The sequence below is a fragment of the Phenylobacterium sp. FG114 genome, from assembly GCF_057809855.1.
In genome coordinates this window covers 253,795-275,223 of sequence record NZ_JBMDKU010000001.1, presented here as the reverse complement: position 1 = coordinate 275,223, position 21,429 = coordinate 253,795, and the positions used below count along the sequence as shown (strand labels likewise).

General features: G+C 69.5%; 28 protein-coding genes. 12 read left to right on the top strand and 16 right to left on the bottom strand.

From position 1 onward, the window contains the following. Positions 1–38: 38 nt before the first annotated feature. Positions 39–680 carry a hypothetical protein gene (locus tag ACODSY_RS01455; RefSeq protein WP_488949849.1) on the bottom strand — a complete coding sequence of 214 codons (642 nt, stop codon included), beginning with the start codon at positions 678–680 and terminating at the stop codon, positions 39–41. Beyond that, on the bottom strand, positions 677–1,546 hold the full coding sequence (locus ACODSY_RS01450) for an HpcH/HpaI aldolase/citrate lyase family protein (RefSeq protein ID WP_488949848.1): 870 nt from the start codon (positions 1,544–1,546) through the stop codon (positions 677–679). The genes ACODSY_RS01455 and ACODSY_RS01450 overlap by 4 nt, the downstream gene beginning before the upstream one ends. 60 nt (positions 1,547–1,606) lie before the next feature. Between ACODSY_RS01450 and ACODSY_RS01445 the strand changes: the two genes are divergently transcribed. Continuing rightward, entirely contained in the window at positions 1,607–1,999 is a 393-nt protein-coding gene (locus ACODSY_RS01445) for a DUF2237 family protein (protein ID WP_488949847.1), read from the top strand. Here ACODSY_RS01445 and thpR read toward each other — a convergent pair. Then, positions 1,996–2,529 (bottom strand): RNA 2',3'-cyclic phosphodiesterase, encoded by a 534-nt coding sequence (gene thpR, locus ACODSY_RS01440; RefSeq protein WP_488949846.1) that lies wholly within the window; start codon positions 2,527–2,529, stop codon positions 1,996–1,998. The genes ACODSY_RS01445 and thpR overlap by 4 nt on opposite strands. A gap of 116 nt (positions 2,530–2,645) precedes the next feature. On the opposite strand from thpR, the gene ACODSY_RS01435 reads away from it, so the two are divergent. Beyond that, positions 2,646–3,398 carry a Bax inhibitor-1/YccA family protein gene (locus tag ACODSY_RS01435; protein WP_488949845.1) on the top strand — a complete coding sequence of 251 codons (753 nt, stop codon included), beginning with the start codon at positions 2,646–2,648 and terminating at the stop codon, positions 3,396–3,398. 61 nt (positions 3,399–3,459) lie between these two features. Here ACODSY_RS01435 and ACODSY_RS01430 read toward each other — a convergent pair whose 3' ends face one another. From ACODSY_RS01430 to ACODSY_RS01420, 3 genes are all read right to left on the bottom strand, one after another. Continuing rightward, positions 3,460–3,795, bottom strand: coding sequence for a DUF2794 domain-containing protein (locus tag ACODSY_RS01430; RefSeq protein ID WP_488949844.1), 336 nt, complete (start codon positions 3,793–3,795; stop codon positions 3,460–3,462). Positions 3,796–4,096: 301 nt separating this feature from the next. Further along, on the bottom strand, positions 4,097–4,795 hold the full coding sequence (locus ACODSY_RS01425) for a DUF1223 domain-containing protein (RefSeq protein WP_488949843.1): 699 nt from the start codon (positions 4,793–4,795) through the stop codon (positions 4,097–4,099). A 60-nt stretch (positions 4,796–4,855) separates the two neighbouring features. Then, positions 4,856–5,533, bottom strand: coding sequence for a DUF1223 domain-containing protein (locus tag ACODSY_RS01420; RefSeq protein ID WP_488949842.1), 678 nt, complete (start codon positions 5,531–5,533; stop codon positions 4,856–4,858). Positions 5,534–5,631: 98 nt separating this feature from the next. On the opposite strand from ACODSY_RS01420, the gene ACODSY_RS01415 reads away from it, so the two are divergent. Then, the gene (locus ACODSY_RS01415; RefSeq protein WP_488949841.1) at positions 5,632–6,153 is read left to right on the top strand and encodes a hypothetical protein; all 522 of its coding nucleotides are present in this window, start codon (positions 5,632–5,634) and stop codon (positions 6,151–6,153) included. Positions 6,154–6,359: 206 nt separating this feature from the next. On the opposite strand, the gene acnA is transcribed toward ACODSY_RS01415, so the two are convergent. Beyond that, complete coding sequence (acnA, locus tag ACODSY_RS01410) at positions 6,360–9,053, bottom strand: aconitate hydratase AcnA (protein ID WP_488949840.1); 2,694 nt, start codon at positions 9,051–9,053, stop codon at positions 6,360–6,362. 198 nt (positions 9,054–9,251) lie between these two features. Here acnA and ccmA point away from each other — a divergent pair, with 198 nt between their 5' ends. Together ccmA and ccmB are read left to right on the top strand one after the other, a co-directional pair. Then, positions 9,252–9,851: a heme ABC exporter ATP-binding protein CcmA gene (gene ccmA / locus ACODSY_RS01405; protein WP_488949839.1), complete on the top strand. Its 600-nt coding sequence runs from the start codon at positions 9,252–9,254 to the stop codon at positions 9,849–9,851. Beyond that, the gene (ccmB, locus tag ACODSY_RS01400; RefSeq protein WP_488949838.1) at positions 9,848–10,513 is read left to right on the top strand and encodes a heme exporter protein CcmB; all 666 of its coding nucleotides are present in this window, start codon (positions 9,848–9,850) and stop codon (positions 10,511–10,513) included. The genes ccmA and ccmB overlap by 4 nt, the downstream gene beginning before the upstream one ends. On the opposite strand, the gene ACODSY_RS01395 is transcribed toward ccmB, so the two are convergent. After that, on the bottom strand, positions 10,510–10,938 hold the full coding sequence (locus ACODSY_RS01395) for a nuclear transport factor 2 family protein (protein ID WP_488949837.1): 429 nt from the start codon (positions 10,936–10,938) through the stop codon (positions 10,510–10,512). The genes ccmB and ACODSY_RS01395 overlap by 4 nt on opposite strands. 165 nt (positions 10,939–11,103) lie before the next feature. Between ACODSY_RS01395 and ACODSY_RS01390 the strand changes: the two genes are divergently transcribed. The 6 genes from ACODSY_RS01390 to ACODSY_RS01365 all read left to right on the top strand — a co-directional run bounded on the left by ACODSY_RS01390 (position 11,104) and on the right by ACODSY_RS01365 (position 13,810). After that, entirely contained in the window at positions 11,104–11,691 is a 588-nt protein-coding gene (locus tag ACODSY_RS01390) for a Spy/CpxP family protein refolding chaperone (RefSeq protein ID WP_488949836.1), read from the top strand. A gap of 49 nt (positions 11,692–11,740) precedes the next feature. Continuing rightward, on the top strand, positions 11,741–12,469 hold the full coding sequence (gene ccmC, locus ACODSY_RS01385; protein WP_488949835.1) for a heme ABC transporter permease CcmC: 729 nt from the start codon (positions 11,741–11,743) through the stop codon (positions 12,467–12,469). Continuing rightward, positions 12,469–12,606, top strand: coding sequence for a heme exporter protein CcmD (ccmD, locus tag ACODSY_RS01380; protein ID WP_488949834.1), 138 nt, complete (start codon positions 12,469–12,471; stop codon positions 12,604–12,606). The genes ccmC and ccmD overlap by 1 nt, the downstream gene beginning before the upstream one ends. Positions 12,607–12,669: 63 nt before the next feature. After that, positions 12,670–13,185: a DsbE family thiol:disulfide interchange protein gene (locus ACODSY_RS01375; protein WP_488949833.1), complete on the top strand. Its 516-nt coding sequence runs from the start codon at positions 12,670–12,672 to the stop codon at positions 13,183–13,185. Between the two features lie 61 nt (positions 13,186–13,246). Next, positions 13,247–13,510 carry a hypothetical protein gene (locus ACODSY_RS01370; protein WP_488949832.1) on the top strand — a complete coding sequence of 88 codons (264 nt, stop codon included), beginning with the start codon at positions 13,247–13,249 and terminating at the stop codon, positions 13,508–13,510. 111 nt (positions 13,511–13,621) lie between these two features. Further along, the gene (locus tag ACODSY_RS01365; RefSeq protein WP_488949831.1) at positions 13,622–13,810 is read left to right on the top strand and encodes a hypothetical protein; all 189 of its coding nucleotides are present in this window, start codon (positions 13,622–13,624) and stop codon (positions 13,808–13,810) included. 4 nt (positions 13,811–13,814) lie between these two features. Here the strand turns inward: ACODSY_RS01365 and ACODSY_RS01360 are convergent, their stop codons facing one another. Together ACODSY_RS01360 and ftsY are read right to left on the bottom strand one after the other, a co-directional pair. Continuing rightward, positions 13,815–14,396: an inner membrane-spanning protein YciB gene (locus tag ACODSY_RS01360; protein ID WP_488949830.1), complete on the bottom strand. Its 582-nt coding sequence runs from the start codon at positions 14,394–14,396 to the stop codon at positions 13,815–13,817. Next, positions 14,393–15,337 (bottom strand): signal recognition particle-docking protein FtsY, encoded by a 945-nt coding sequence (ftsY, locus tag ACODSY_RS01355; protein ID WP_488949829.1) that lies wholly within the window; start codon positions 15,335–15,337, stop codon positions 14,393–14,395. Before ftsY ends, ACODSY_RS01360 begins: the two co-directional genes overlap by 4 nt. A 56-nt stretch (positions 15,338–15,393) precedes the next feature. Between ftsY and ACODSY_RS01350 the strand changes: the two genes are divergently transcribed. Next, positions 15,394–16,020, top strand: coding sequence for a trimeric intracellular cation channel family protein (locus tag ACODSY_RS01350; RefSeq protein ID WP_488949828.1), 627 nt, complete (start codon positions 15,394–15,396; stop codon positions 16,018–16,020). On the opposite strand, the gene ACODSY_RS01345 is transcribed toward ACODSY_RS01350, so the two are convergent. The 6 genes from ACODSY_RS01345 to ACODSY_RS01320 all read right to left on the bottom strand — a co-directional run bounded on the left by ACODSY_RS01345 (position 16,017) and on the right by ACODSY_RS01320 (position 21,275). After that, positions 16,017–16,463 carry a GFA family protein gene (locus ACODSY_RS01345; protein WP_488949827.1) on the bottom strand — a complete coding sequence of 149 codons (447 nt, stop codon included), beginning with the start codon at positions 16,461–16,463 and terminating at the stop codon, positions 16,017–16,019. The two genes, ACODSY_RS01350 and ACODSY_RS01345, sit on opposite strands and share 4 nt — an antisense overlap. Beyond that, complete coding sequence (gene mtaB / locus ACODSY_RS01340; protein WP_488949826.1) at positions 16,460–17,740, bottom strand: tRNA (N(6)-L-threonylcarbamoyladenosine(37)-C(2))-methylthiotransferase MtaB; 1,281 nt, start codon at positions 17,738–17,740, stop codon at positions 16,460–16,462. Before mtaB ends, ACODSY_RS01345 begins: the two co-directional genes overlap by 4 nt. Beyond that, entirely contained in the window at positions 17,721–18,626 is a 906-nt protein-coding gene (lepB, locus tag ACODSY_RS01335) for a signal peptidase I (RefSeq protein WP_488949825.1), read from the bottom strand. Before lepB ends, mtaB begins: the two co-directional genes overlap by 20 nt. Beyond that, positions 18,623–19,456, bottom strand: a complete 834-nt coding sequence (dapF, locus tag ACODSY_RS01330; protein ID WP_488949824.1) for a diaminopimelate epimerase — start codon at positions 19,454–19,456, stop codon at positions 18,623–18,625. The genes lepB and dapF overlap by 4 nt, the downstream gene beginning before the upstream one ends. Before the next feature lie 142 nt (positions 19,457–19,598). Next, entirely contained in the window at positions 19,599–20,162 is a 564-nt protein-coding gene (locus ACODSY_RS01325) for a PadR family transcriptional regulator (protein WP_488949823.1), read from the bottom strand. A gap of 216 nt (positions 20,163–20,378) precedes the next feature. Continuing rightward, positions 20,379–21,275, bottom strand: a complete 897-nt coding sequence (locus ACODSY_RS01320) for a hydrogen peroxide-inducible genes activator (protein ID WP_488949822.1) — start codon at positions 21,273–21,275, stop codon at positions 20,379–20,381. Positions 21,276–21,429 lie beyond the last annotated feature (154 nt).

Sequence of the window (21,429 nt, the reverse complement as noted above, 5' to 3'; positions counted from 1 at the left end):
CGTGCGGCCTCAGGCCGGACCGGGCGGCTGACGAGCTTCTATTGTCGCCGCGCCAGGGTCACCGCCTCGCGCCGCCCGGCCTCGGTCAATTCGCCGGTCCACGCGCCACCGCGGGCGTGCAGCACCGCCACGACGCCATCGGTGAAGCGGAAGGTCAGGCCGCCGTCGGTCCGCTCGACGATCTCGAAGAAGCCGGAGGCGTCCAGCGCGCCTGCGCGGCGCAGGTCGCGCCAGGCGCCGTCGACGGCGCCATTCCGGTCGATGAGCTGGAAGGCGTAGAGCGGCCGTCCGCCGGCCGAGAGCGTCCAGCCCCCATCCATCGGGCCCTGGAAGCCCTGCACCGAGGCGGCTGACGAACGCAGGCGGCTGTCGTAGGCGGCCTCGGTCGGCGTGGCCGGGGCGTCCGGGTTCTTGCCGGTCTCGTTCACGAACACCGGCGACGTCAGCGTGGGGTGCGGGGGCGGAACGTAGCGCTGGTAGGGCTGAGGCCCCGCGGGCAGGTCGGGATCCGGCTCGAACCGCGATCCAGCGGCAGCTGTGTCGGGCTCTTCGACGTCGGCGTCCTTGGGCAGTGGCCGCAGCAGGACGTCGATGGGATCGGAAGGGGGCGCCTGCGCATGGGCCGGCGCCGCCGCGAGGGCCGCCAGCATCGCCGCCGCGATCGCCCTCACACGGATCATGCCGCCTCGCGGGCGGCGATCGCGTCGGCCACCGAGAGAAGCCGCTTCGCTTCGGCGAAGTGCAATCGCTCGACCATCCGGCCGTCGACCTTCAGAACGCCCTTGCCGGCCGCCTCGGGCTGCTCGAAGGCGCCGACGACCGTGCGGGCCCAGGCCACAGCCTCGGGCGTCGGCGAGAAGGCGGCGTTCGCCGGCTCGACCTGCGTGGGATGGATCAGGCTCTTGCCATCGAAGCCAAAGGCCGCGGCCTGGGCGCACTGGCGGGCCAGCCCTTCGGCGTCGGCGATCTCGTTATAGACACCGTCGAGGATGGCCAGCCGATGCGCGCGCGCCGCCATCAGGCTGAGCGAAAGGGCCGTCAGGAGCGGCTCGCGGCCGACCGTCAGGTTGCAGCGCATCTCCTTGGCCAGGTCGTTCGAGCCGATCACCCAGGCCTCGACGCCCACGTTGACCGACTCCGCGCCCAGGGCGTCCAGGCGGAACATCGCCGCGCAGGTCTCTATCATCGCCCAGATCGGCAGCCCCTCGCCCAGCCGGGTGCGCACCGCCGACAGATCCTCGGGCGCCGAGATCTTGGGGACCAGCACCGCGTCGGGACGCGCCTGCGCCGCGGCGGCCAGGTCGTCGGCGCCCCACGGCGTATCGAGACCGTTCGCCCGGATCACCAGTTCGCGGCCGCCGAACCCGCCGGCCTTCACCGCTTCCACCGCGGCGGCGCGCGCCTCGGCCTTGGCGTCGGGCGCCACCGCGTCCTCAAGGTCCAGGATGACCACGTCGCAAGGCAGCGACCGCGCCTTGTCGACCGCCCGCGCATTGGACGCCGGCAGGTACAGGGCGCTGCGGCGGGGACGAGCGGGCGGGTTCATGTGGACGGCGGCTCCTTCGCACCTTGGCGATACGTGAGTCTTAGCGTTTAGGATGGGCCCATGGCTACGCGCCCGATCCGCTATGACGCCGGGGCCCGCAACGTCCTGGGCGGCGAACTGCTCCCCTGTTCCCTCGATCCAGTGACGGGGTTCTTCCGCAACGGCTGCTGCGAGACCGGCCCCCACGATGTGGGCATGCACACCGTCTGCGCGGTGATGACCGCCGAATTTCTCAGCTATTCCAAGAGCGTGGGCAACGACCTGTCGACGCCACGCCCCGACCTCGGCTTTGCGGGCCTCAGGCCCGGCGACCGCTGGTGCCTGTGCGCGCCGCGCTGGAAGGAAGCCCTCGACGCTGGAGCCGCCCCCCAGCTGGTGCTGGAGAGCACCCACGAGGAGACGCTGGCGATCGTGCCGCTGGGCGTGCTGAAGGACTACGCGGTCGAGGCCTAGATCTCGTACTCCGCCTCCAGGGTGTAGTGCGAGCCGTCCCGGGTCAGCACGCTGGAATAGAGGCCGAAGCGATCCACCGCGATCGGCGGCGACTTCAGGAGGTTGTTCGACTGGATCCACGCGCCGACTTCGGCCGGGTCGGGCCGGCGCAGGTAGGCCAGGGTCACGTGCGGCTTGTAGTTCCGTTTCTCGGGCTTCAGCCCGACCCGGCGCGCGGCGCCCTCGCAGGCCTCGGCCAACCGGCGCAGCTCGGTATTTTCGGCGACGCCGGCCCATACCGCGTTGATCTCATCGCCATCGGCGAACGAACCTGCGCCTTCGAGGACGATCTCGAACGGCCGCGCCGATACGGTCACCAGCTCCGCATCGAGGTCGCGGGCGATGTCCTGCCGGATCTCGCCATAGAAGCGCAAGGTCACGTGCAACGCTTCGAGCGGCCGCCAGCGCGCGCCCTCGATCCCCGTCTGGCGGGTCAGCAGCGAACGCCCGATCTCAGGCGGAATGGAAAGGGCCGCGAAGAGGCGGATCATACATGTATTCCCACGCGTTCACCGTTTCGTGCGCGGAAGGCCTTGCTTACGCCACGCATCAAAACGATATTTCGGCTGCGTCCGGTTTGCGACGCGTATCATAGGGCCTTGCTCAGATGAGCGACTTCAACCGCGGCTACGCGCGCTCGATCCCGGCGGATCGCGCCGACATGTCGGTGGACGCGGGCCTCCGCAGCTTCATGCTCGGTGTCTACAACAAGGTGGCGCTGGGCCTCATCGTTTCCGCCGTGCTGGCGTATGTCACCGGCCAGGTCGAGCCCGTGCAGCAGCTGCTGTACCGCGTGACGACCGACGGTCGCCTGGTCGGCTACACCCTGCTGGGCTACATCGTGGCCTTCGGCCCCCTGGCGGTGATCCTGTTCGGCGCCTTCGGCATGAAGAACGCCACGCCGCGCAGCTCGGGCATCTACTACTGGACCATCGTGGCGCTGCTGGGCGCGAGCCTCGGCGCGATCACGCTGATGTATACCGGCGCGTCGATCTTCCAGACCTTCCTGATCACGGCGACGGCCTTCGGCGGCCTGAGCCTGGTGGGCTACACCACCAAGAAGGACCTGGGCCCGATGGGCAGCTTCCTGATCATCGGCATGATCGGCCTGGTGATCGCCAGCCTGGTGAACATGTTCCTGGGCAACGGCATGCTCGCCTTCATCATCAACGTGGTGGGCGTGCTCGTGTTCGCGGGCCTGATCGCCTACGACACCCAGCGCCTGAAGATGACCTACTACGAGCTGGGCGGGAACCAGACTGCCCTTGGCGTCGCCACCAACTACGGCGCGCTCAGCCTGTACCTCGACTTCATCAACCTGTTCATGTTCCTGCTCCGCCTGTTCGGCGACCGTCGCTAAGGCTTGGGAACAGCCTGAAAACGAGAGACCCCGGCGGGCGACCGCCGGGGTTTTTCATGGCCTATTCGACGACCGAGAACCGGCCCTTGTCGAAGAAGCGCAGCACCTGCTCCAGCTCGTGGCCTCGCTTCAGGATATGCCCACCCTCGCCGACGATCGCCCAGGCGCCCTGCTTGCGGGCCAGGGCCGGATGCTTCTCGATGCGGTAGAGAGGAGCCTCGGCGCTGCGGCGGAAGACCGAGAACACGGCCGACTCCCGCAGGCTGTCCATGCCGTAGTCGCGCCATTCGCCCGCGGCGACCATGCGCCCGTAGAGGCGGAGCAGGCGCTCCAGTTCGCGCCGTTCGAAGAAGACGCCGGCCTGGCGCGGGGCCGAATAGCTCGGATCGAATGCCATCGCCCTTGAGCCTGTATGAAATTTTCGAGTCCGGCCACCCCCGAAATCGAGCCGCCGCTGCCCGCATGCGCCGCCTAGAAATGACCTTATTCCGGCCAATCGCCCGCCTGATGCGGTTCCGATATTGAGATCGTCGGTTGGTCAGAGACTGTTGGTCCCGGATCCTGAACAGCCCCCCAGCCCCCCTGGATCGGCAGTGGCCAACCGACACCTCCAACTACCCTTCCCCAAGCGTCAGCCCGTGCGGAGTCTCTCCAGCCGCACGGGCTGAGGTCCGTTGGGCTTACCGACCGGCCCGCTCTCAGGTCTTGGGCTGGGCCACGCCGAGCACGCGACCGCCGCGAGGGGCCTGCACCACAACCACCGTCTTCAACCCATCATCCGACGCCGCGGGAATGCGGTAGGCCTGCGGGCGGCCGCGCCAGGCGCCCAGGCGGCGGATCTCGCGCACCACGTTGCGCTGGATGACGGTCTCGCCGCGGTTGTCGCCAGCCCGAGGCGTCACCTCGACGGCCCGCGGGTCGTAGCGGATGAGCCAGACCTCGGCGCCGCCCTTGGCCACGCGACCCGAACCCACGTCGACCCGACGCGCGCCCACGAAGCGGATGTCGGGCGGGTTGCGAGGCGCGGCGGCGGCGGCCCTGACCAGGCGGTCGACCTCGGTGGTCTTCAGCCCCTGCGCCTCTTCGTGGCCGTCGACCACCACCTGGGGCGTATAGGGCTCGCGCAGCTTCAGGCGGGTGACATAGGCCTTCTGGCGCTCGGCGTACTCGGGCTTGGCGAAGGTGTCCGTCCAGCCGAGGTAGTCCCAGTAGTCCACCGAGAACGTCAGGGCGATCACGCCCGGGCGTTCCGCCAGCCGGCTAAGGTAGTTGTTCGCGTCGTTGCACGAGCCGCAGCCCTGGGCCGTGAACAGCTCCACAAGCACGGGGGGCTTGGCCGCCGCTGCGCCCGCCGACGAGGCAAGCAGGATCAAGCTGAAAAGCGCGGCCTTCCGCATCGCCCCGGCTTAGGGCGTGTTCCGAGGGCTGTAAATCTCAAGAAGCCGTGAGGCGCGCGGCTAGAGCCGGGCCGCGGCCAGGATCGGGCCGCCGTCCGCCGCCTGAACCAGCACGACACTACGAAGCGCCGGATCGTCGACCGGCGCGGCGTAGCTCGCGGCCTGGCCGTTCCACCCGCCCAGGCGCTTCAGGCTGCGCACCACGTTGCGCTGGGGGAGGGTCTTGCCGCCATTCTCGCCCGCCTTGACCGGCACCTGGATCGTGCGCGGGTCGTAGCGCACCAGCCAGACGTCGGCGCCACGGCGGGGCGCGATGCCCTCGGCCACGGTGAGCCTGCCCCCGGTCGCCGAGATCGTCGTCGTCGGCTGGGTCCGGGCGCGGGCGATCAGGGCATCGACCTTGCCCGGCGTATTGGCCACCGCGTCGACCCGGCCGCCGGCCACGACCTCGGGCGTGAAGGGCGCGCCATGGCCCAGGGCCCTGGCGTAGGCCACTTGGCGGGCGGTGAACTCTGGCCGCGAGAAGGTGTCCCCCCACCCAAGGTGGTTCCAGTAGGTGACGTTGAAGCTGAGGGCGATGACGTCCGGCCGGTCGGCCGCTTTGGCCACCGACAGGTCGGCGGGCGGGCAGGAAGAGCAGCCCTGGCTGGTGAACAGCTCCACCACCACCGGCTGGGTCGGCGCGGGCGCGGCGGCGATCAATGGGATTGCGGCGAAGGCGGCGAGGAGCGTGCGCATGACCCCGCATAGGTGGGGACGCGCGAGGCGTCGCACACGCCCCGATGGCGGAAAAAGCGTGGCCCTGGCTAGAGTGGGACGCCCTTCGAGGAGACGCCGTGTTCCAGGCCCCGCCGCCAGAGCCCATCCCACCCGAGATCGTGCGGACCGAGTCCGACTACCTGCGGATCGCCCGTAAGGACGTACCGCTGCTGCTCACCCGCGAGAAGCAGAGCGAGAAGGCGCTTATCCGCTACCAGCTGTTCCTGCGCACCGACGTGGAGGCCCGGCAGGCGGGGGCCGAGCCCGATCGGCCGCCGCCGCCGATTCAATGCCAGTGGGCGGTTACGCTCTACCTGGAGCGCGAGCCCTGCCTCGAGTCGCTCAGCGGCAAGTTGGCGTGCGGCGAGCGCTATACCGTTCGCCTCCCCGACCGCGAGGATGGGCGCGAGACCCTGCCGCTCACCGCCGAGCCCTCGGCCTGCGCGATCTCCCGCCCCGACGTCCAGGCCTCCAGCGGACGGCTTGGCGCCGCGGCCGGGGCCAGCGCCGAGGAACGCTTCGCCGACGACCTCGCCCGCCGGTTGACGCCCGAATACGCCAAGGGCGGGATCAAGGCCGTGGCTCGCCCGGCGAAGTAGCTCCCATCCGTCTGCGCGCCGCAGGCGCTCTCTTTGAACCACGAAAGGCACGAAAAACACGAAAGGGCCGGAGCTGCTGCGCTTTCGTGGTTTTCGTGCCTTTCGTGGTTTGAATCCTCTCGGCGCTGACGCGCCCAACGAAGAAGGGGCCGCCGGACATGCCGGACGGCCCCTCTCCATCATCCCCGAAGGATAAAGGACGCTGATTACGCCGCCGGCTTGGCCAGGCTGCGCAGGACGTAGTTCAGGACGCCGCCGTGCTTGAAGTACTCGAGCTCGGTCGGCGTATCGATCCGGCAGCGGACCGGGAAGCGGGCGATGCGGCCGTCCGACGGACGGTACATCTCGACGATCAGCTGCTTGCGCGGAGCCAGTTCGGTCAGGCCGCGGATGGTGACGATCTCTTCGCCCGTCAGGCCCAGCTTGTGCCAGCCTTCCTGCAGGAACTGCAGCGGCAGAACGCCCATGCCGACCAGGTTCGAGCGGTGGATACGCTCGAAGCTCTCGGCCACCACGGCGCGGACGCCCAGCAGCTTCGTGCCCTTGGCCGCCCAGTCGCGCGACGAACCGGTGCCGTATTCCTTGCCCGCGAACACCACCAGCGGACGGCCTTCGCCCTGGTAGCGCATCGCCGCGTCGTAGATCGACATCTGGTCGCCCGACGGGAAGTGCTTCGTCACGCCGCCTTCCACGTCCGGGGTGATCCGGTTGCGGATGCGGATGTTGGCGAAGGTGCCGCGCATCATGACTTCGTGATTGCCGCGGCGGGCGCCGTAGCCGTTGAACTCGGACGGCGGCACCTGGCGCTCGATCAGGTACTGCCCGGCCGGCGAAGTCGTCTTGATCGAACCGGCCGGCGAGATGTGGTCGGTGGTGATCGAGTCGCCGAACACCGCCAGCACCCGGGCCTCGACGATGTCGGTGACCGGCGTCGGCTCCATCTTCATGTCGCGGAAGTAGGGCGGGTTCTGGACGTAGGTCGAACCCATGTCCCAGTCGTAGGTCTGGCCGCCCTTGACCTTGATGCCCTGCCAGTTCTTGTCGCCCTTGAAGACGTCGGCGTAGCGGGTGGCGAACATCTTGTTCGTCACGTGCTTGCGCTGCAGGGCGGCGACCTCGGCCGAGGTCGGCCAGATGTCGCGCAGATAGACCGGCTTGCCGTCCTTGCCCTCACCCAGCGGGTCGTTGGCCAGATCGGTAAGCATCGAGCCGGCCAGGGCGTAGGCCACCACCAGCGGCGGCGAGGCCAGGTAGTTGGCCCGCACGTCAGGGTTCACGCGGCCTTCAAAGTTGCGGTTGCCCGAGAGCACCGACACGGCGACCAGGTCGTTCTTCTGGATGGCTTCCGACACCGGCTCGGGCAGCGGGCCGGAGTTGCCGATGCAGGTGGTGCAGCCGTAGCCGACCAGGTTGAAGCCCAGGGCGTCGAGGCTCTTGTCCAGCTTTGCGGCCTTCAGGTAATCGGTGACCACCTGCGAGCCGGGGGCCAGCGAGGTCTTGACCCAAGGCTTCACCTTCAGGCCCTTCTCGACTGCCTTCTTGGCCACCAGGCCCGCGGCGATCAGCACCGAGGGGTTCGAGGTGTTGGTGCACGAGGTGATCGCGGCGATCACCACGTCGCCGTTGCCCAGGTCGTAGTTCTCGCCCTCGACCTTGTAGCGTTCGGCCAGGGCGTCGGGCTTGTTGAAGGTCTCGCCGGTCAGGGCCGTCTTGAATTCGTCGGCTGAGGAGGTCAGCAGGACGCGGTCCTGCGGACGCTTGGGGCCGGCGAGCGAGGCCGTCACGGTTCCCAGGTCCAGCTCCAGGGTGTCCGAGAACACCGGATCCGGATCGGTCGGCTCGCGCCACATGCCCTGGGCCTTGGCGTAGGCTTCGACCAGCGCCACGCGCTCGGGCGCGCGGTTGGTGGCGGCGAGGTAGTCGATGGTGGCCTGGGTCACCGGGAAGAAGCCGCAGGTGGCGCCGTATTCCGGGGCCATGTTGGCGATCGTCGCCTGGTCTTCCAGGGTCATCTTCGCCAGGCCGGGGCCGAAGAACTCGACGAACTTGCCGACCACGCCCTTCTTGCGGAGCATCTGGGTGACCGTCAGCACCAGGTCGGTGGCGGTCGTGCCGTCGGGCAGTTCGCCCGTCAGCTTGAAGCCGATGACTTCGGGGATCAGCATCGGGATCGGCTGGCCCAACATGGCCGCCTCGGCCTCGATGCCGCCCACGCCCCAGCCCAGCACCGCCAGGCCATTGATCATGGTGGTGTGGCTGTCGGTGCCGACGACCGTATCGGGATAGGCCACTTCCGGGCCCTCGTCGGCGTTCGTCCAGACGGTCTGGGCGAGGTACTCAAGATTCACTTGGTGACAAATTCCGGTGCCGGGCGGCACGACGCGGAAGTTGTTGAAGGCCGACGAGCCCCAGCGCAGGAAGTTGTAGCGCTCGATGTTGCGCTGGTACTCGCGCTCCACGTTCTCGCCGAACGACTTGGAGGTGCCGAAGTAGTCCACCATCACCGAGTGGTCGATCACCAGGTCGACCGGGTTCAGCGGGTTGATCTTCTCGGGGTTGGCGCCCAGCGCCGTCATGGCGTCGCGCATGGCGGCCAGGTCGACGACGGCGGGCACACCGGTGAAGTCCTGCATCAGCACGCGCGCCGGGCGGAAGCTGATCTCGTGCTCGACGGCGCCCTTGTTCTCGATCCAGGCGGCGACGGCCTTCAGGTCGTCTTCGCCAACCGAGACCCCGTCCTCGTTCCGCAGCAGGTTCTCGAGAAGCACCTTCATCGAGATCGGCAGGCGCGAAACGCCGGAAAGACCGGCTTCCTCAGCGGCCGGGAGGCTGTAGTAAGCGTAGGTCTTGTCGCCCACCGTCAGTTGACGGCGGGTCTTGAGGGTGTCCACAGACGCCATATTCGGGAGATCCTTTCTGCTCGCTGCCGGCCAGACACCCAAAGGGGATCGCGCGCTCTATCAGAGACGGACACACAGCGTTCGTCCCCGCGCGGCGTTGGTTCCCCCCAAGCGTCGGCGGCCGCCGCTTCATAGACCCGACCTATCCGTCCGTCCATGCACGGGCGGAAGAACCTTCCCAAAAGCTTGGGTGAACGCTTGATCTCGCAGCTTTCGATCGAGGGCGCCGCCGTCCGGCGAGGCGGGCGGCTGCTGTTCGAGGGCGTGTCCCTGGCGCTGGCGGCGGGCGAGGCCTGCGCGCTGACCGGGCCGAACGGATCGGGCAAGACCAGCCTGCTGCGCGCCGTGGCGGGCCTGGTGCGGCTGGAAGCCGGTCAGGTCGGCTTCGGTGGCGTGGATCCGGCGGACGCGCGCGGCGATCTGCATCTGCTGGGCCACGCCGACGGGCTGAAGGCGGCCCGGACGGCGCGCGAGGAGCTGACGTTCTGGACGCGCTGGGGCGGCGGCAGCGAGGCGGCGTTGCGGGAGGCGGCCGAGGCGCTGGAGCTGGTGACCCTGCTTGACCTCGAAGTCCGCCGTCTGTCGGCCGGCCAGCGCCGGCGCCTCGCGCTGGCCCGGATGCTGGCCGCGCCGCGCCCGCTGTGGCTGCTGGACGAGCCGCTCAGCCCGCTCGACGCCCGCTGGCGCGAGGGCTTCAGCCAGATCATGCAGCGCCACCTGGACGGCGGCGGCATGATCCTGGCCGCCGTCCACGACCCGCTGCCGGTCGCCACCCGCAGCCTGGAACTGATCGCGTGAGCCAGTTGGGAGCCCTCATCGCCCGCGAGACGACACTGGCCTGGGGACGGGGCGGCGGGCCGTTGGTGGCCGTGGGCTTCTACGCCGGCGTCGCCACCTTCCTGCCGCTGGCCATCGGCCCGCAGCACGACCGCCTGGCCGCCATCGCCACCGGCGCCGCGTGGGTCGCGCTCGCGCTGGCCTCGCTGCTGTCGCTGGAGCGGATGTTCGAGCGCGACTACGAGGACGGGGCGCTGGACCTCCTGATGCTCTCGCAGGTGCCGCTGGAGCTCACCTGCCTGGTCAAGTGCGCGGGTCAGTGGCTGGCGACCGGCGCGCCCCTGGCCCTGGCCGCGCCGCTCGCCGCGATCGCGCTGGGCGCCGACCCGGCCCTGTCGCCCCTGATCTTCGCCTGCGCCCTGCTGGGCGGCATCGCCTTCGCCTTCGTGGGAGGGATCGGGGCGTCGCTCAGCCTGGGCGCCCGGCGCGGCGGCCTGTTGACCGCGGTGATCGTGCTGCCGCTGTTCGTGCCGCCGGTGATCTTCGGCGGCGGCGCTCTCGCCAACTTCGCGGCCGGACTGCCCTGGACCGGCGGCTTCGCCTTCCTCGGCGCCTATGCCGCAGCCGCGGTCGCCTTCGGACCCCTGGCCATGGCCGCCGCCTGCCGTAACGCGCTGAGCTAGCCCTTCGGCTTGGGATACCAGAGGGCGTTGACGATCACCCAGCGCTCGCCGAAGCGACCCATGTGGAAGTAGTCGACGAACCAGGGCGTCTCGACCCGGGCGACGGCGGCGTTGCCGGCGATGTCCAGCACGCGCACCGAGCGGTCCCACTGGTCCTTCGGCGTCTTCAGCACGCCCTGTTTCGTCAGGTCGACCAGTTCTTCCTTCGACATGCGGCGCAGCGCCAGCTTCTCGTCGGGATCGGTGGTGACCGCGCGCTTGGCGAGGTCGGGGTGCAAGGCGCGCGCCACGCGGGCGGGATCACCCTCCAGCTGGCCGTCGACGTAATCGTAGGCCACGGCCTCGATGGCCTTTACCTGCGCGGGGTCCATCGGCGCGGGGGCGGCCGTGACCACGGCGGCAGCGGCGAACAGGGCGGCGATCATCGGCGGGGCTCCATCCTCGAAGCGTCGCCATATGCCGCCTCAAGGCCTTGGAAGCATGTGAAGAAAGCTTAATCCCGCGCGCCGCTTTTCGGCCCCATGCTCTGCCCCAGCCTGGCCCTTCGAAGGGAACCACCCCCGGGAGAAGAGACGACGATGTCGAAACCCATGACCTGGCTCCTCGCTGGAGCCCTCGCCCTCACGGCCCCCCTCCTTGCTGGCGGCGCGGCGCTGGCGCAGGCCGACACTGCGCGGCGCCAGGCCAACGAGGACTCGGCGGCCGCCGCCCCTTCGGATCGGCCCGACCGCGTCGACCGGGCCGAGCGCCGCCAGATGCGCGTCTACCGCCACGGCGGCGGCGTTCATCACACGAGTCGCAGCGACTACCTGTCCGACGTGCTCCAGCTGCGCCCGGACCAGGAGCCGGCCCTGAAAGCGTTTCTCGAAGCCACGCGCCGCGACGAGGACCATCGCGACCACATGGTGAAGTTCGAGCGGGACACCGAGCGGACGACCCTGCAGCGGCTCGACGAGATGCAGGCGCGCATGGCCGAGCAGCAGGCCGAGACCGGCCGCAAGATCGCGGCGATCAAGACCTTCTACGCCCAGCTCGACGCGAAGCAGCAGAAGGCCTTCGACGCCATGCCGATGCTCATGTTCTCCGGCCCCTCCTTCGGGCCGATGCTGATCCCGGTCGGCCATCACATGCCCATGCCGCCCGAGCCGCCGGAACCTCCGCCGCCTCCGAGGCTCTAGTCCAAAGCTGCAGCTTGCGGGGCGGGCGCTCGCTCTCTATGCCGGACGCATGAGTTGGGCGCCCGCCTTCTTGTCGAATCCGGACCGCTTCATGGCGTTCTCCCGCTGGGCGGCGCCGATGTTCGGGGTGATCGCCGTCGTGCTGGCCGTCGCCGGCCTCTACCTCGGCTTCACCGCGCCCGAGGACTACCAGCAGGGCCAGACGGTCCGGATCATGTTCATCCACGTGCCCGCGGCCCAGATGAGCATGTTTGCCTATGTCTGCCTGGGCGTGGCCAGCTTCCTGGCGCTGATCTTCCGCCACACCCTGGCCGACTGCGCCGCCGTGGCGGCCGCGCCGCTGGGCGCCGCCTTCACCTTCATGGCCCTGGTCACCGGCTCGCTGTGGGGCCGGCCCATGTGGGGCACCTGGTGGGAATGGGACGGCCGGCTGACCTCGGTCCTGGTGATGTTCCTGCTCTACATCGCCTACATCGCGCTCCGGGCCTCGATGGACGACGAGCAGAAGGCGGCGCGCGCCGCGGCGATCCTGGCGCTCGTCGGCTCGATCAACCTGCCCATCATCCACTTCAGCGTCGAATGGTGGAACTCGATCCACCAGGGCACGTCGCTGTTCCGCAAGGGTGGGCCGTCGATGCCCCCGGTCTTCTGGGTCCCCCTGCTGCTGATGGCGCTCAGCTACATGTCGGCCTTCGGGTCGCTATGGCTGGTGGGCATCCGGGCCGAGGTGTGGCGCCGGCGCGCCGAGGCCGAGGCGCTCCGCGTGGCGAGGGGCTGATGTTCGATTTCAAGTACGCCGAGTTCATCGTCCCGGCCTTCGCCATCACGGCCATCGTCTTCGCCGCCATGGTCGGCCTGTCGCTCAGCCGCGCGCGCCGGTGGCGTCGACGCTACGAAGAGCTCTCGCGCAAATGATCCTGCTTCGCCGAGCCTACGCAGGGCCCTGTCCTTCGAAGCTCCCAACGGGAGCGAAGTAGGATGACCCGCTGGCTCGCCTTCCTGCCGATCGCGGCGCTCGTGGCCCTGGGCGGTCTCTTCTACTTCTACGCCCTGAAGCGCGACCCCCAGGTCCAGCCGCAGGCGTTGGTCGGCAAGCCGGTTCCCGACCTCACCTTGCCGACCCTGGCCGAGGGCCAGCCGGTGCGAATCCGCGCAGCGGCCGCCGAAGGTCCCATGGTGGTGAACTTCTTCGCCTCGTGGTGCGCCCCGTGCGAGATCGAGCATCCTGTGCTGATGGGCCTCAAGGGCTCGGGTGTCCGCGTCGTCGGCGTCGCCTACAAGGACGCGCCGCCCAACACCCAGGCCTTCCTGACCCGGCTGGGCAATCCGTTCACCACGGCCCTGGTCGACCGCGACGGCCGCGCGGGGGTCGAGTTCGGCGTCACGGGCGTGCCAGAGACCTATGTCATCGGCCGCGATGGCGTGGTCCTGGCGAAACACACCGGTCCGCTGGACGAAGCGGAGGCCGCGAGGCTCGCGAAACTGGCGCGTTAACCCTGCGTTGAGGCGTAAGCGGCAGTTTGCCTGCGTCGCCCGTTAACCATGTTGGCCGCCCGTGACCACGATCCGCTCGAACCCGTTCCCGCAGCAGGCGCCTCAGCGTCCGATGGGACAGGACACCTCGAAACTGGCCGCCCAGCGGGCGTTCTTCGAGGCGCTTGGGAAGGCCCAGGCGCCGGTCCAGGCCGCCGCGCCCGCGCCCCAGGCGACGGTCGCAGCCCCTTCGCCCGTTGCGCCGCAACGCACGGTGGCGGTGGAGCCTGGCGATCAGCCGCAGAAAATCCTGCGCCCCGGCTCGCTGTTCGACATCCGCGTCTGAACCACCTGCCGTGGGTTCCACGGCTAAGCGCCGAAATTAACTGTAATTTATCACGGAACGCCGTACGTCCCCGGCGGGTTTTGTCCGTGCAGTCGCATTTGATAGGCCCTTATGGGACGGGATGAGCGCATCTACGAGGAAGCCGTCGCCCTTTGGCGACAGCTTTACGGCGAACCGCCGCCCCACGTGGCCGGCGGCGCGGAGCTGCTCGGCCTGATCGTCGGCGGCCTGGCGGACGCGGACTACAACCGCATCCAGACGCCCCACCTGCGCCCGACCAACATCACCTTCCCCAAATAGGCCGCTACTCCGTCGGCGGCGGGGGCAGCTCCTCGGCCTTCACGTACTTCATCAGCAATGGCGCGTGGGCGATCGAGAACGCCACTGTCAGGATCATCATGCCCGGGAAACGGAAGAGCACCCACGTGCCGTCCGGCTGGGTGCGCCAGATCACCTCGTTCAGCGCGGCTAGCGCCAGGAAGAAGGCGGCGTAGTTCAGGGTCAGCCGCCGCCAGGTGGCGTCGGGCATCTCGAACGCCTCGCCCAGCACCAGCTTGAGCGGATGCTTCTTCATCAGAAGGCCGCCCAGCAGCAACAGGCCGATGGCCGTGTTCACGATGGTCGGCTTGATCTTCAGGATTCGCGGGTCGTGGAAGAAGAGCGAGGCGCCCCCGAACACCAGGCCCGCGCCGCCCACGAACAGCGGCAGCGGCGCGATGCGGCGCTCGACCGCGAAGCCGACGACGATCGCCACCACCGAACCCACGACCAGGCCCCACGTGGCCTTCTGCAGGTCCCTGGTCACCAGGTAGACGGCCAGGAAGGCGGCCAGGGCGGCGTAGTCCACGAAATAGCGGACCCAGTGCCGGTTGTTCTCGGCGCTCATCGAATCGGTTCCTCGAGGCCCACCAGTGAGCGGGCGAACGCGCGGGCGTCGAACGGCTGCAGGTCGTCGACCCCCTCGCCCACGCCCACCAGCTTGATCGGGCTGTCGGAGGCCTGGGCCACCGGCACCAGCACCCCGCCGCGCGCGGTGCCGTCCAGCTTGGTCATCACGATGCCCGAGACCCCGATCTGGTTGCCGAAGATGTTTTCCTGAGCCAGGGCGTTGCGGCCCACGGTGGCGTCCAGCACCAACAGCGTCTCATGCGGATAGTCGGGATCGACCTTCTTCACGACCCGGATGATCTTCAGGAGTTCGTCCATTAGGCCCTGCTTGTTCTGCAGGCGGCCGGCGGTGTCGATCAGGACCACGTCGTAGCCCTCGTCGCGGGCCTTCTGCACGGCGTCGAACGCCAGGCCTGCGGCATCCGATCCCGTGGGGCGACCCATGAACTGCGCGCCGGCCCGTTCGGCCCATACCTTTAGCTGCTCGACCGCCGCGGCGCGGAAAGTGTCGCCGGCGACCACCAGCACCTTGGCGCCCTGCCGCGTCAGGTCCGTGGCGATCTTGCCCAGGGTGGTGGTCTTGCCCGATCCGTTCACCCCGATGAACAGCACGACGTAGGGTTTCGGCCCCGACAGCGGCTCGAAAGACCCCTGGCGGCCGGACAGTTCGTCGCCGATCGCCGCCGACAGCGCCTCGCGGATCTCGTTCTCGTCGACGTCCTTGCCGAATTTCTCCGAGGCGAAGCGCTCGGTGATCCGCGCGGCCGAATGCGGGCCCAGGTCGGCCTCGATGAGCATCTCCTCGAGCTCGTCGAGCTTCTCCTGGGTGAGCGGCTCCTTGGCGACGAAGACCTGGGCGATCTGCTCGCCCATCTGCTTGGATGACTTGGTCAGGCCTTCGGTAAGGCGCGCGAACCAGCCGCGTTTGGGTTCTGCCATGGCGGGCCTTCTAGCGGGCCACTTGCCCCGCGTCACGCGCCACCGCATCAAGGGGCATGGACGCGCTCGCCCAGGCCCTCGCCGTGCTGGACTACGCCGCCGTGGCGGTGTTCGGCGCTTCGGGCGCCTTGGCTGCGGCGCGGCGCAAGCACGACATCATCACCTTCGGCTTCTTCGCCGCCGTGACCGGCGTCGGCGGCGGCACGCTGCGAGACCTCCTGATCGACGTGCCGGTCTTCTGGGTGGGCCGGCCCGAGTACATCATCGTCTGTCTGGTCGCCGCGCTCGCCATCTGGCTGCTCGGCTGGGGACAAGGCCGCGAGCGCCTGCTGCTCTGGCTGGATGCGCTGGGGATGGCGGCCTACGCCGTGGTGGGCGCCCTGAAGGCCACCTCGCTCGGCGTGCCGCCGTTCTCGGCGATCATCATGGGCGTGCTCACGGCGTCGTTCGGCGGGGTGATCCGCGACGTCCTGGCCCACGAGCCGTCGATCCTGCTGCGCCGCGAGCTCTATGTGACGCCGGCGCTGATCGGCGCTGCGCTGTTCGTCGGGCTGCATGCCCTGGAGCTGCCGCTGGCGGTCAGCGGGACCACGGGGTTCCTCGCAGCTTTCCTGGTGCGCGCTGGCGCCATTCTGTTCGGCTGGCAGATGCCGGGCTTCCCCGGCCGCGCGCCGCCGACCTAGGTGTCGTGGTCCGGGTGCTGGTGGCTGACGACCTTGGCCTGGTACTCGGCGGTCTTGGCTTGGGTCTCGGGCGATTGCGTGCGCAGCGCGCCCAGCTCGTCCACCCAGGGCAGCTTGGAATCGAGGCCGATCTGGATGGTGGGCCGGATGTCGCGCGGGTCGTCGAAGGCGCCGATGGCGATGTCGAAGAAGCCCGAGCCCTCGAAGGTGAGCTGGGTGCCGCAGTCGCCGCAGAAACCGCGGCTGACCAGGTTGGAGCTGGCGAACAGCTTCCGTGCGCCGCGCGTCCAGGTCACCTGCTCGGCGTTCATCGAGACATAGGGGCCGTAGAACGCGCCGAACGCCTTCTGGCACATGCGGCAGTGACAGATGCTGGCGCGGCCCAGGTCGCCCTCGACGTGGAAGCGTACGGCGCCGCACTGGCATCCGCCCGTCCTGGTCACGCCGCCTCCGCCGTCAGCCGCCGGCCGTCATGGCCCGTAATGCGCATCGACGTCACCTGGCCCACCTCGGCCTCGCCCACGAAGGCGATCTCGGTGAAGTCCTCGGCGCGCGCCACGCCCGGCCGCTCGACCAGCCCCGACAACGTCCGGCCGACTTGGCGCCCCAAGTGGCGCGCCAGTCCCGCCTCGCCGGCGGCCCGCAGGCGGGCGGCGCGAGCCTTGACCACCTCGCCCTTCACCTTCGGCATCCGGGCGGCTGGCGTGCCGGGCCGGGCGCTGAACGGAAAGACGTGCAGGAAGGCCAGGTCCGCCTCCTCCACCAGCCGGATCGAGTTCTCGAACATCTCGTCGGTCTCGGTGGGAAAGCCCGCGATCAGGTCGGCGCCGAAGGCCATGTCGGGCCGGGCGGCGCGCACCTCGGCCACCAGCTTCAGCGCGTCGGCGCGCAGGTGGCGGCGCTTCATGCGCTTCAGGATCATGTCGTCGCCGGCCTGCAGTGACAGGTGCAGGTAGGGCATCAGCCGCGGCTCGTCGCGCAGGCAGCGCATCAGGTCGGGGTCGATCTCGGCCGCGTCGATGGACGACAGGCGCAGGCGCGGCAGCTCGGGGACCAGCTTCAGGATCCGCGCCACCAGCTGGCCCAGCGTCGGCTGGCCGGGCAGGTCGGCGCCCCAGCTCGTCACGTCCACCCCGGTCAGCACCACCTCCTGGTAGCCCTGGGCGGTCAGCTTGCGCACCTGTTCCACCACCTCGCCGGCGGCGGCCGAGCGCGAGTTCCCGCGTCCGTAGGGGATGATGCAGAAGGTGCAGCGGTGGTCGCAGCCGTTCTGGACCTCGACGTAGGCGCGCGCCCGGTCCTTCAGCCCGTCGATCAGGTGCCCTGCCGTCTCGTGCACGCTCATGATGTCGTTGACGCGCACCCGCATCGGCTCGGCGTCGGGCGCCGGCGGGGCGTAGGCGCCAGCCTGGCTCTTCTCGGCGTTACCCAGCACAAGGTCCACCTCGGCCATGGCGGCGAAGGCGGCGGGGTCGATCTGGGCCGCGCACCCCGTGACGATCAGCTTCGCCCCCGGCCGCTCGCGGCGGGCCTTGCGGATGGCTTGGCGCGCTTGGCGAACGGCCTCGTTCGTCACCGCGCAGGTGTTGAAGACGATGGCGTCGGAGAGCCCGTCCTCGGCGGCCCGCTTGCGGATGACCTCGCTCTCGTAGGCGTTCAGCCGGCAGCCGAACGTGACGATGTCGACGTCGCTCGTCTTGTCAGGGGCGTCGGCCGACACGGCTCTTGTCCTTCGCGTAGACCACCTTCAGCGCCACGGCGCAGACGTCCGCGCCCGCCACCGGGCCGAAGGTCCGCGAGTCCGCGGAGTTGTCGCGGTTGTCGCCCAACAGATACCACGAACCGGCCGGGACCGTCGTCGCGCGCGTCTGGTCCAGTTCGCCGGTGGGGCCGAGGTCATAGGTGCGATAGCGCGCGCCGTTGGCCAGCGTCTCCTCGAACTCGGTCGCGCGCACGGGCAGGTTGGGCAGCGCCACCGAGCCCATCGGACGCCGCGCCACGGCCTTTCCGTCGACGGTCAGCACGCCCTGTTCCATCGCCACCGTCTGGCCGGGGCCGGCGATCACGCGCTGGACGAAGGGCGCAGCCGTGCCCGGCCTGCGGAACACCACCACGTCGCCCGACTTCACGCCCGCGTGGCCGCACTCGGCGCGGGCGCCGTCGACCATCAGGATGTCGCCCGGCCGCAGCGTCGGCGACATCGCTTCGCTCTCGATGTTGTAGGTCGGGTGCGGGCCGTAGGCGCTGAAGACCATGTTGGCCACGACCAGCAGCACCCAGGGCGCGAGATAGGCCAGCGCCAGCTTGCTGGGCCGGCCGCCGCGCGGCGGCGCGCGCCAGGCCAGCACGGCCGCCGCGGCGCCGAACAGTACGGCGCACACCCCCGCGCCGACCAACAGTCCGTCCAGCCCGAAGCGATAGACGCCCGGCGGCGACGCCAGCGTCCACTCGTTGGCCGCCACCGCGCCGGCGATGAGTATGACCACGGTCATACCGACCGCCTTCCACGCCCCGGCATAGGCGAAGCCCACGGGCGGGAAGAGTGCGTTCAGCAGGAAAGCGATCCACCACCGACGCGGCCGGGGCGGCCAGGTCGGCTCGCTCAAGTCTGGCCCCCGGGCAGCTCACCCATGAAGTCGACGGCCGCGGGCCCGGTCATGATCACATGGCCATCATCGCGCCATTCGACGTGCAACTCGCCGCCGTCCAGCACCATCGTGGCGTGGCGCCCGACCAGGTCGCGGCGCGACGCGGCCACCAGGGCCGCGCAGGCGCCGGTGCCGCAGGCCTTGGTCAGGCCCGCGCCCCGCTCCCAGACCCGCAGGCGGATGCGGTCGCGGTCCAGCACCTGGGCGAAGCCGACGTTCACATGCTCGGGGAACAGCGGGTGCTTTTCGATCGCCGGCCCGATCTTGGCGATCGGAACCGCCTCGACGTCCGGCACGAAGAACACCACGTGCGGGTTGCCCATCGAGACGCAGCCGGGCGGCGCCATCAGGTCGGCATGGTGATAGAGCACGACGTCCAGAGCGGCCGTGTCGTGCGCCTCGGCCAGCGGGATCTCGTTCCACGCCAGGCGCGGCTTGCCCATGTCGACGCTCACCAGCCGGTCGCCGGCGCGGGTGGCCACCAGGCGACCCGCCTTGGTCTCGATCACGGCCTCGTCCTTGCCGCTGCCTTGCATGAGCAGCCAGCCGACGCAGCGCGTGCCGTTGCCGCAGGCCGAGACCTCCTCGCCGTCGGCGTTCCAGAAGCGCACGCGCGCGTCGGCGCCCTCGGCCTTCTCGATCACGATAAGCTGGTCGCAGCCAACGCCCGACTTGCGGTCGGCGATCGCGCGCACCTCTTCGGCGGTCGGCGAAAACGGGGCGCTGCGGGTCTCGACCACGACGAAGTCGTTGCCGAGCCCGTTCATCTTAAGGAACGGACGGCTCATGGCCGCGGCTATATAGGGGAAAGGCGCAGGCGTCGCACCTGAGGCAAAAAAGAGCCTCCGCTGGGGGCGGAGGCTCGAGGTGGAACCGCTCGGGCTTCTGGGGAAGAAGCGGTTCAGGCGACCGGATCAGGTGGGGAGGAGATCAGGTCCGCTCGATGGCGGCTGCGGTGTCGTCGATCATGGCGATGATCCGATCGAGCTCTTCCGGAGAGACCGGGCGGCCCATGCGGTTCTTCAGCGCCATGCCGAGGTTCATCATCGCCCGGCCCACGCGGTGGCGACCGGGGCCGGCGTGACGCGAGGCCTCGTCCATCCGGCCGAAGACCTGGTCGACGGCGGGGCGGCTGCGGTCCAGCTCGGCCTTGCCGTCGGCGGTGATCTCGAAGCGCTTGCGGCCGCCCTCGGCTTCCGTCTGCCGGATCAGGCCCTCGTCCTCCAGCATCGCCAGGGTCGGATAGACCACGCCGGGTGACGGCCGGTAGGCGCCGCCGGTGCGCTCCTCCAGCTCCTTGATCAGCTCGTAGCCGTGGCGCGGCTGCTCCTCGAGCAGGGCCAGGACCACGACGCGCAGGTCGCCGTGCTCGAAGAAGCGGCCGAAGCGCCGGCCGCGGCGCTCATGCCGGTCGCCTTCGTGGTCGCGGCCCATGCGGCCGCCCCAGCCATGGCGGCTGCGGTGGAAACGGTGTTCGTGAAAGTGTCTATGCATCTGATTTAGACCTAGTTTCGATATGTCTGAAAATTAGATACATCGAAATCGTATCGGCCCGCAAGCGGTTTTTCGATACAGTCTAAACTGTGTCTAAAACGCCGCAGGGATCGGCACGACCGGCTTGACCCGCCACTCATTCCAGAGGGCGCGCAGCCTGGATCCCCGGGTCAGGCCCGGGGATGACGAAGGAGCGGGGCCGAGGCCGAGGGGCGCTCAGACTTCCTTCAGCACCTCGGCCAGCAGCTTGCCCTCGGCGCGCCGGTTCGACCCCGCTCGCCACGCGACGACGATCTCGCGGGCGGGATGTTCGGCGTCGATCGGCCGGACGGCGACCTGCGCCGCCTCGGCCAAGCCCGCGCTCACCGCCATCTGGGGCAGGAAGGTGACCCCCAGCCCCGAGCCCACCATCTGCACCAGCGTCGGGAGGGAGGTGGCGGCGAAGGGCTCCTCGCCCACGCCCACGCGCGGCGGGTCGAGGCGGCAGGCGGACAACGCGTGCTCGCGCAGGCAGTGGCCGTCCTCGAGGAGGATCAGGTTCTCCTGCTCCAGGGCTTCGGGCGAGGCGGTCTTCAGCTTGGCCAGCGGATGATCCGCCGGCAGCGCCGCCAGCAGCTCGTCGTCCGCCACATGGGCCCATTCCAGGCCCGCCATATCGAACGGCAGGGCGATCAGGGCGGCGTCCAGCCGGCCGGCCTTCAGCTCCGCGATCAGCCGCTGGGTCAGATCCTCGCGCAGGAACAGTCGCAGCTTGGGAAAGCGCTCCCGCAGCAAGGGCAGAGCGCCCGGCAGCAGGAACGGAGCGATGGTTGGGATCACGCCCAGGCGGAAGCGGCCGGTCAGCGGCTGGCCGGCGTTCTTGGCCGCCTCGACCAGTTCCTCGGCCTCGTTGAGGATCACCGTCGCCCGGCGCAACGCCTCCTCGCCCACCGGCGTCAGGATGACTCCCGTCCGCGCCCGGTCCACCACCGGAGCGCCCAGGGTGCGTTCCAGCTCCTGGATGCCGGCCGACAGCGTGGGCTGGGTGACGTGGGCGGCCTCGGCGGCCTTGCCGAACGCTCCGTGCTCGGCAAGCAGTTTCAGGTACTGCAGCTGTCGGATGGTGGGGAGCATGCCTTGAAACCTGTCATCCCGGCCAACGGAGCGGTGAAGCCGCGCAGGCCGAGCCGGGACCCATCAGCTATATAGACCAAACCTATCCCGACGCCAAAAACTATCGATTGGAATTGTCGGCCAAGACTCCCTATCTCCCCGGTCCGGCGGCCCT

Excerpts from the sequence above, each read along its gene's own strand:
- ACODSY_RS01455 (WP_488949849.1), bottom strand. The coding sequence starts at position 680 with ATGATCCGTGTGAGGGCGATCGCGGCGGCGATGCTGGCGGCCCTCGCG.
- ACODSY_RS01450 (WP_488949848.1), bottom strand. The coding sequence starts at position 1,546 with ATGAACCCGCCCGCTCGTCCCCGCCGCAGCGCCCTGTACCTGCCGGCG.
- ACODSY_RS01445 (WP_488949847.1), top strand. The coding sequence starts at position 1,607 with ATGGCTACGCGCCCGATCCGCTATGACGCCGGGGCCCGCAACGTCCTG.
- thpR (WP_488949846.1), bottom strand. The coding sequence starts at position 2,529 with ATGATCCGCCTCTTCGCGGCCCTTTCCATTCCGCCTGAGATCGGGCGT.
- ACODSY_RS01435 (WP_488949845.1), top strand. The coding sequence starts at position 2,646 with ATGAGCGACTTCAACCGCGGCTACGCGCGCTCGATCCCGGCGGATCGC.
- ACODSY_RS01430 (WP_488949844.1), bottom strand. The coding sequence starts at position 3,795 with ATGGCATTCGATCCGAGCTATTCGGCCCCGCGCCAGGCCGGCGTCTTC.
- ACODSY_RS01425 (WP_488949843.1), bottom strand. The coding sequence starts at position 4,795 with ATGCGGAAGGCCGCGCTTTTCAGCTTGATCCTGCTTGCCTCGTCGGCG.
- ACODSY_RS01420 (WP_488949842.1), bottom strand. The coding sequence starts at position 5,533 with ATGCGCACGCTCCTCGCCGCCTTCGCCGCAATCCCATTGATCGCCGCC.
- acnA (WP_488949840.1), bottom strand. The coding sequence starts at position 9,053 with ATGGCGTCTGTGGACACCCTCAAGACCCGCCGTCAACTGACGGTGGGC.
- ACODSY_RS01395 (WP_488949837.1), bottom strand. The coding sequence starts at position 10,938 with ATGATCGCCGCCCTGTTCGCCGCTGCCGCCGTGGTCACGGCCGCCCCC.
- ACODSY_RS01390 (WP_488949836.1), top strand. The coding sequence starts at position 11,104 with ATGACCTGGCTCCTCGCTGGAGCCCTCGCCCTCACGGCCCCCCTCCTT.
- ccmC (WP_488949835.1), top strand. The coding sequence starts at position 11,741 with ATGAGTTGGGCGCCCGCCTTCTTGTCGAATCCGGACCGCTTCATGGCG.
- ccmD (WP_488949834.1), top strand. The coding sequence starts at position 12,469 with ATGTTCGATTTCAAGTACGCCGAGTTCATCGTCCCGGCCTTCGCCATC.
- ACODSY_RS01375 (WP_488949833.1), top strand. The coding sequence starts at position 12,670 with ATGACCCGCTGGCTCGCCTTCCTGCCGATCGCGGCGCTCGTGGCCCTG.
- ACODSY_RS01365 (WP_488949831.1), top strand. The coding sequence starts at position 13,622 with ATGGGACGGGATGAGCGCATCTACGAGGAAGCCGTCGCCCTTTGGCGA.
- ACODSY_RS01360 (WP_488949830.1), bottom strand. The coding sequence starts at position 14,396 with ATGAGCGCCGAGAACAACCGGCACTGGGTCCGCTATTTCGTGGACTAC.
- ftsY (WP_488949829.1), bottom strand. The coding sequence starts at position 15,337 with ATGGCAGAACCCAAACGCGGCTGGTTCGCGCGCCTTACCGAAGGCCTG.
- ACODSY_RS01350 (WP_488949828.1), top strand. The coding sequence starts at position 15,394 with ATGGACGCGCTCGCCCAGGCCCTCGCCGTGCTGGACTACGCCGCCGTG.
- dapF (WP_488949824.1), bottom strand. The coding sequence starts at position 19,456 with ATGAGCCGTCCGTTCCTTAAGATGAACGGGCTCGGCAACGACTTCGTC.
- ACODSY_RS01325 (WP_488949823.1), bottom strand. The coding sequence starts at position 20,162 with ATGCATAGACACTTTCACGAACACCGTTTCCACCGCAGCCGCCATGGC.
- ACODSY_RS01320 (WP_488949822.1), bottom strand. The coding sequence starts at position 21,275 with ATGCTCCCCACCATCCGACAGCTGCAGTACCTGAAACTGCTTGCCGAG.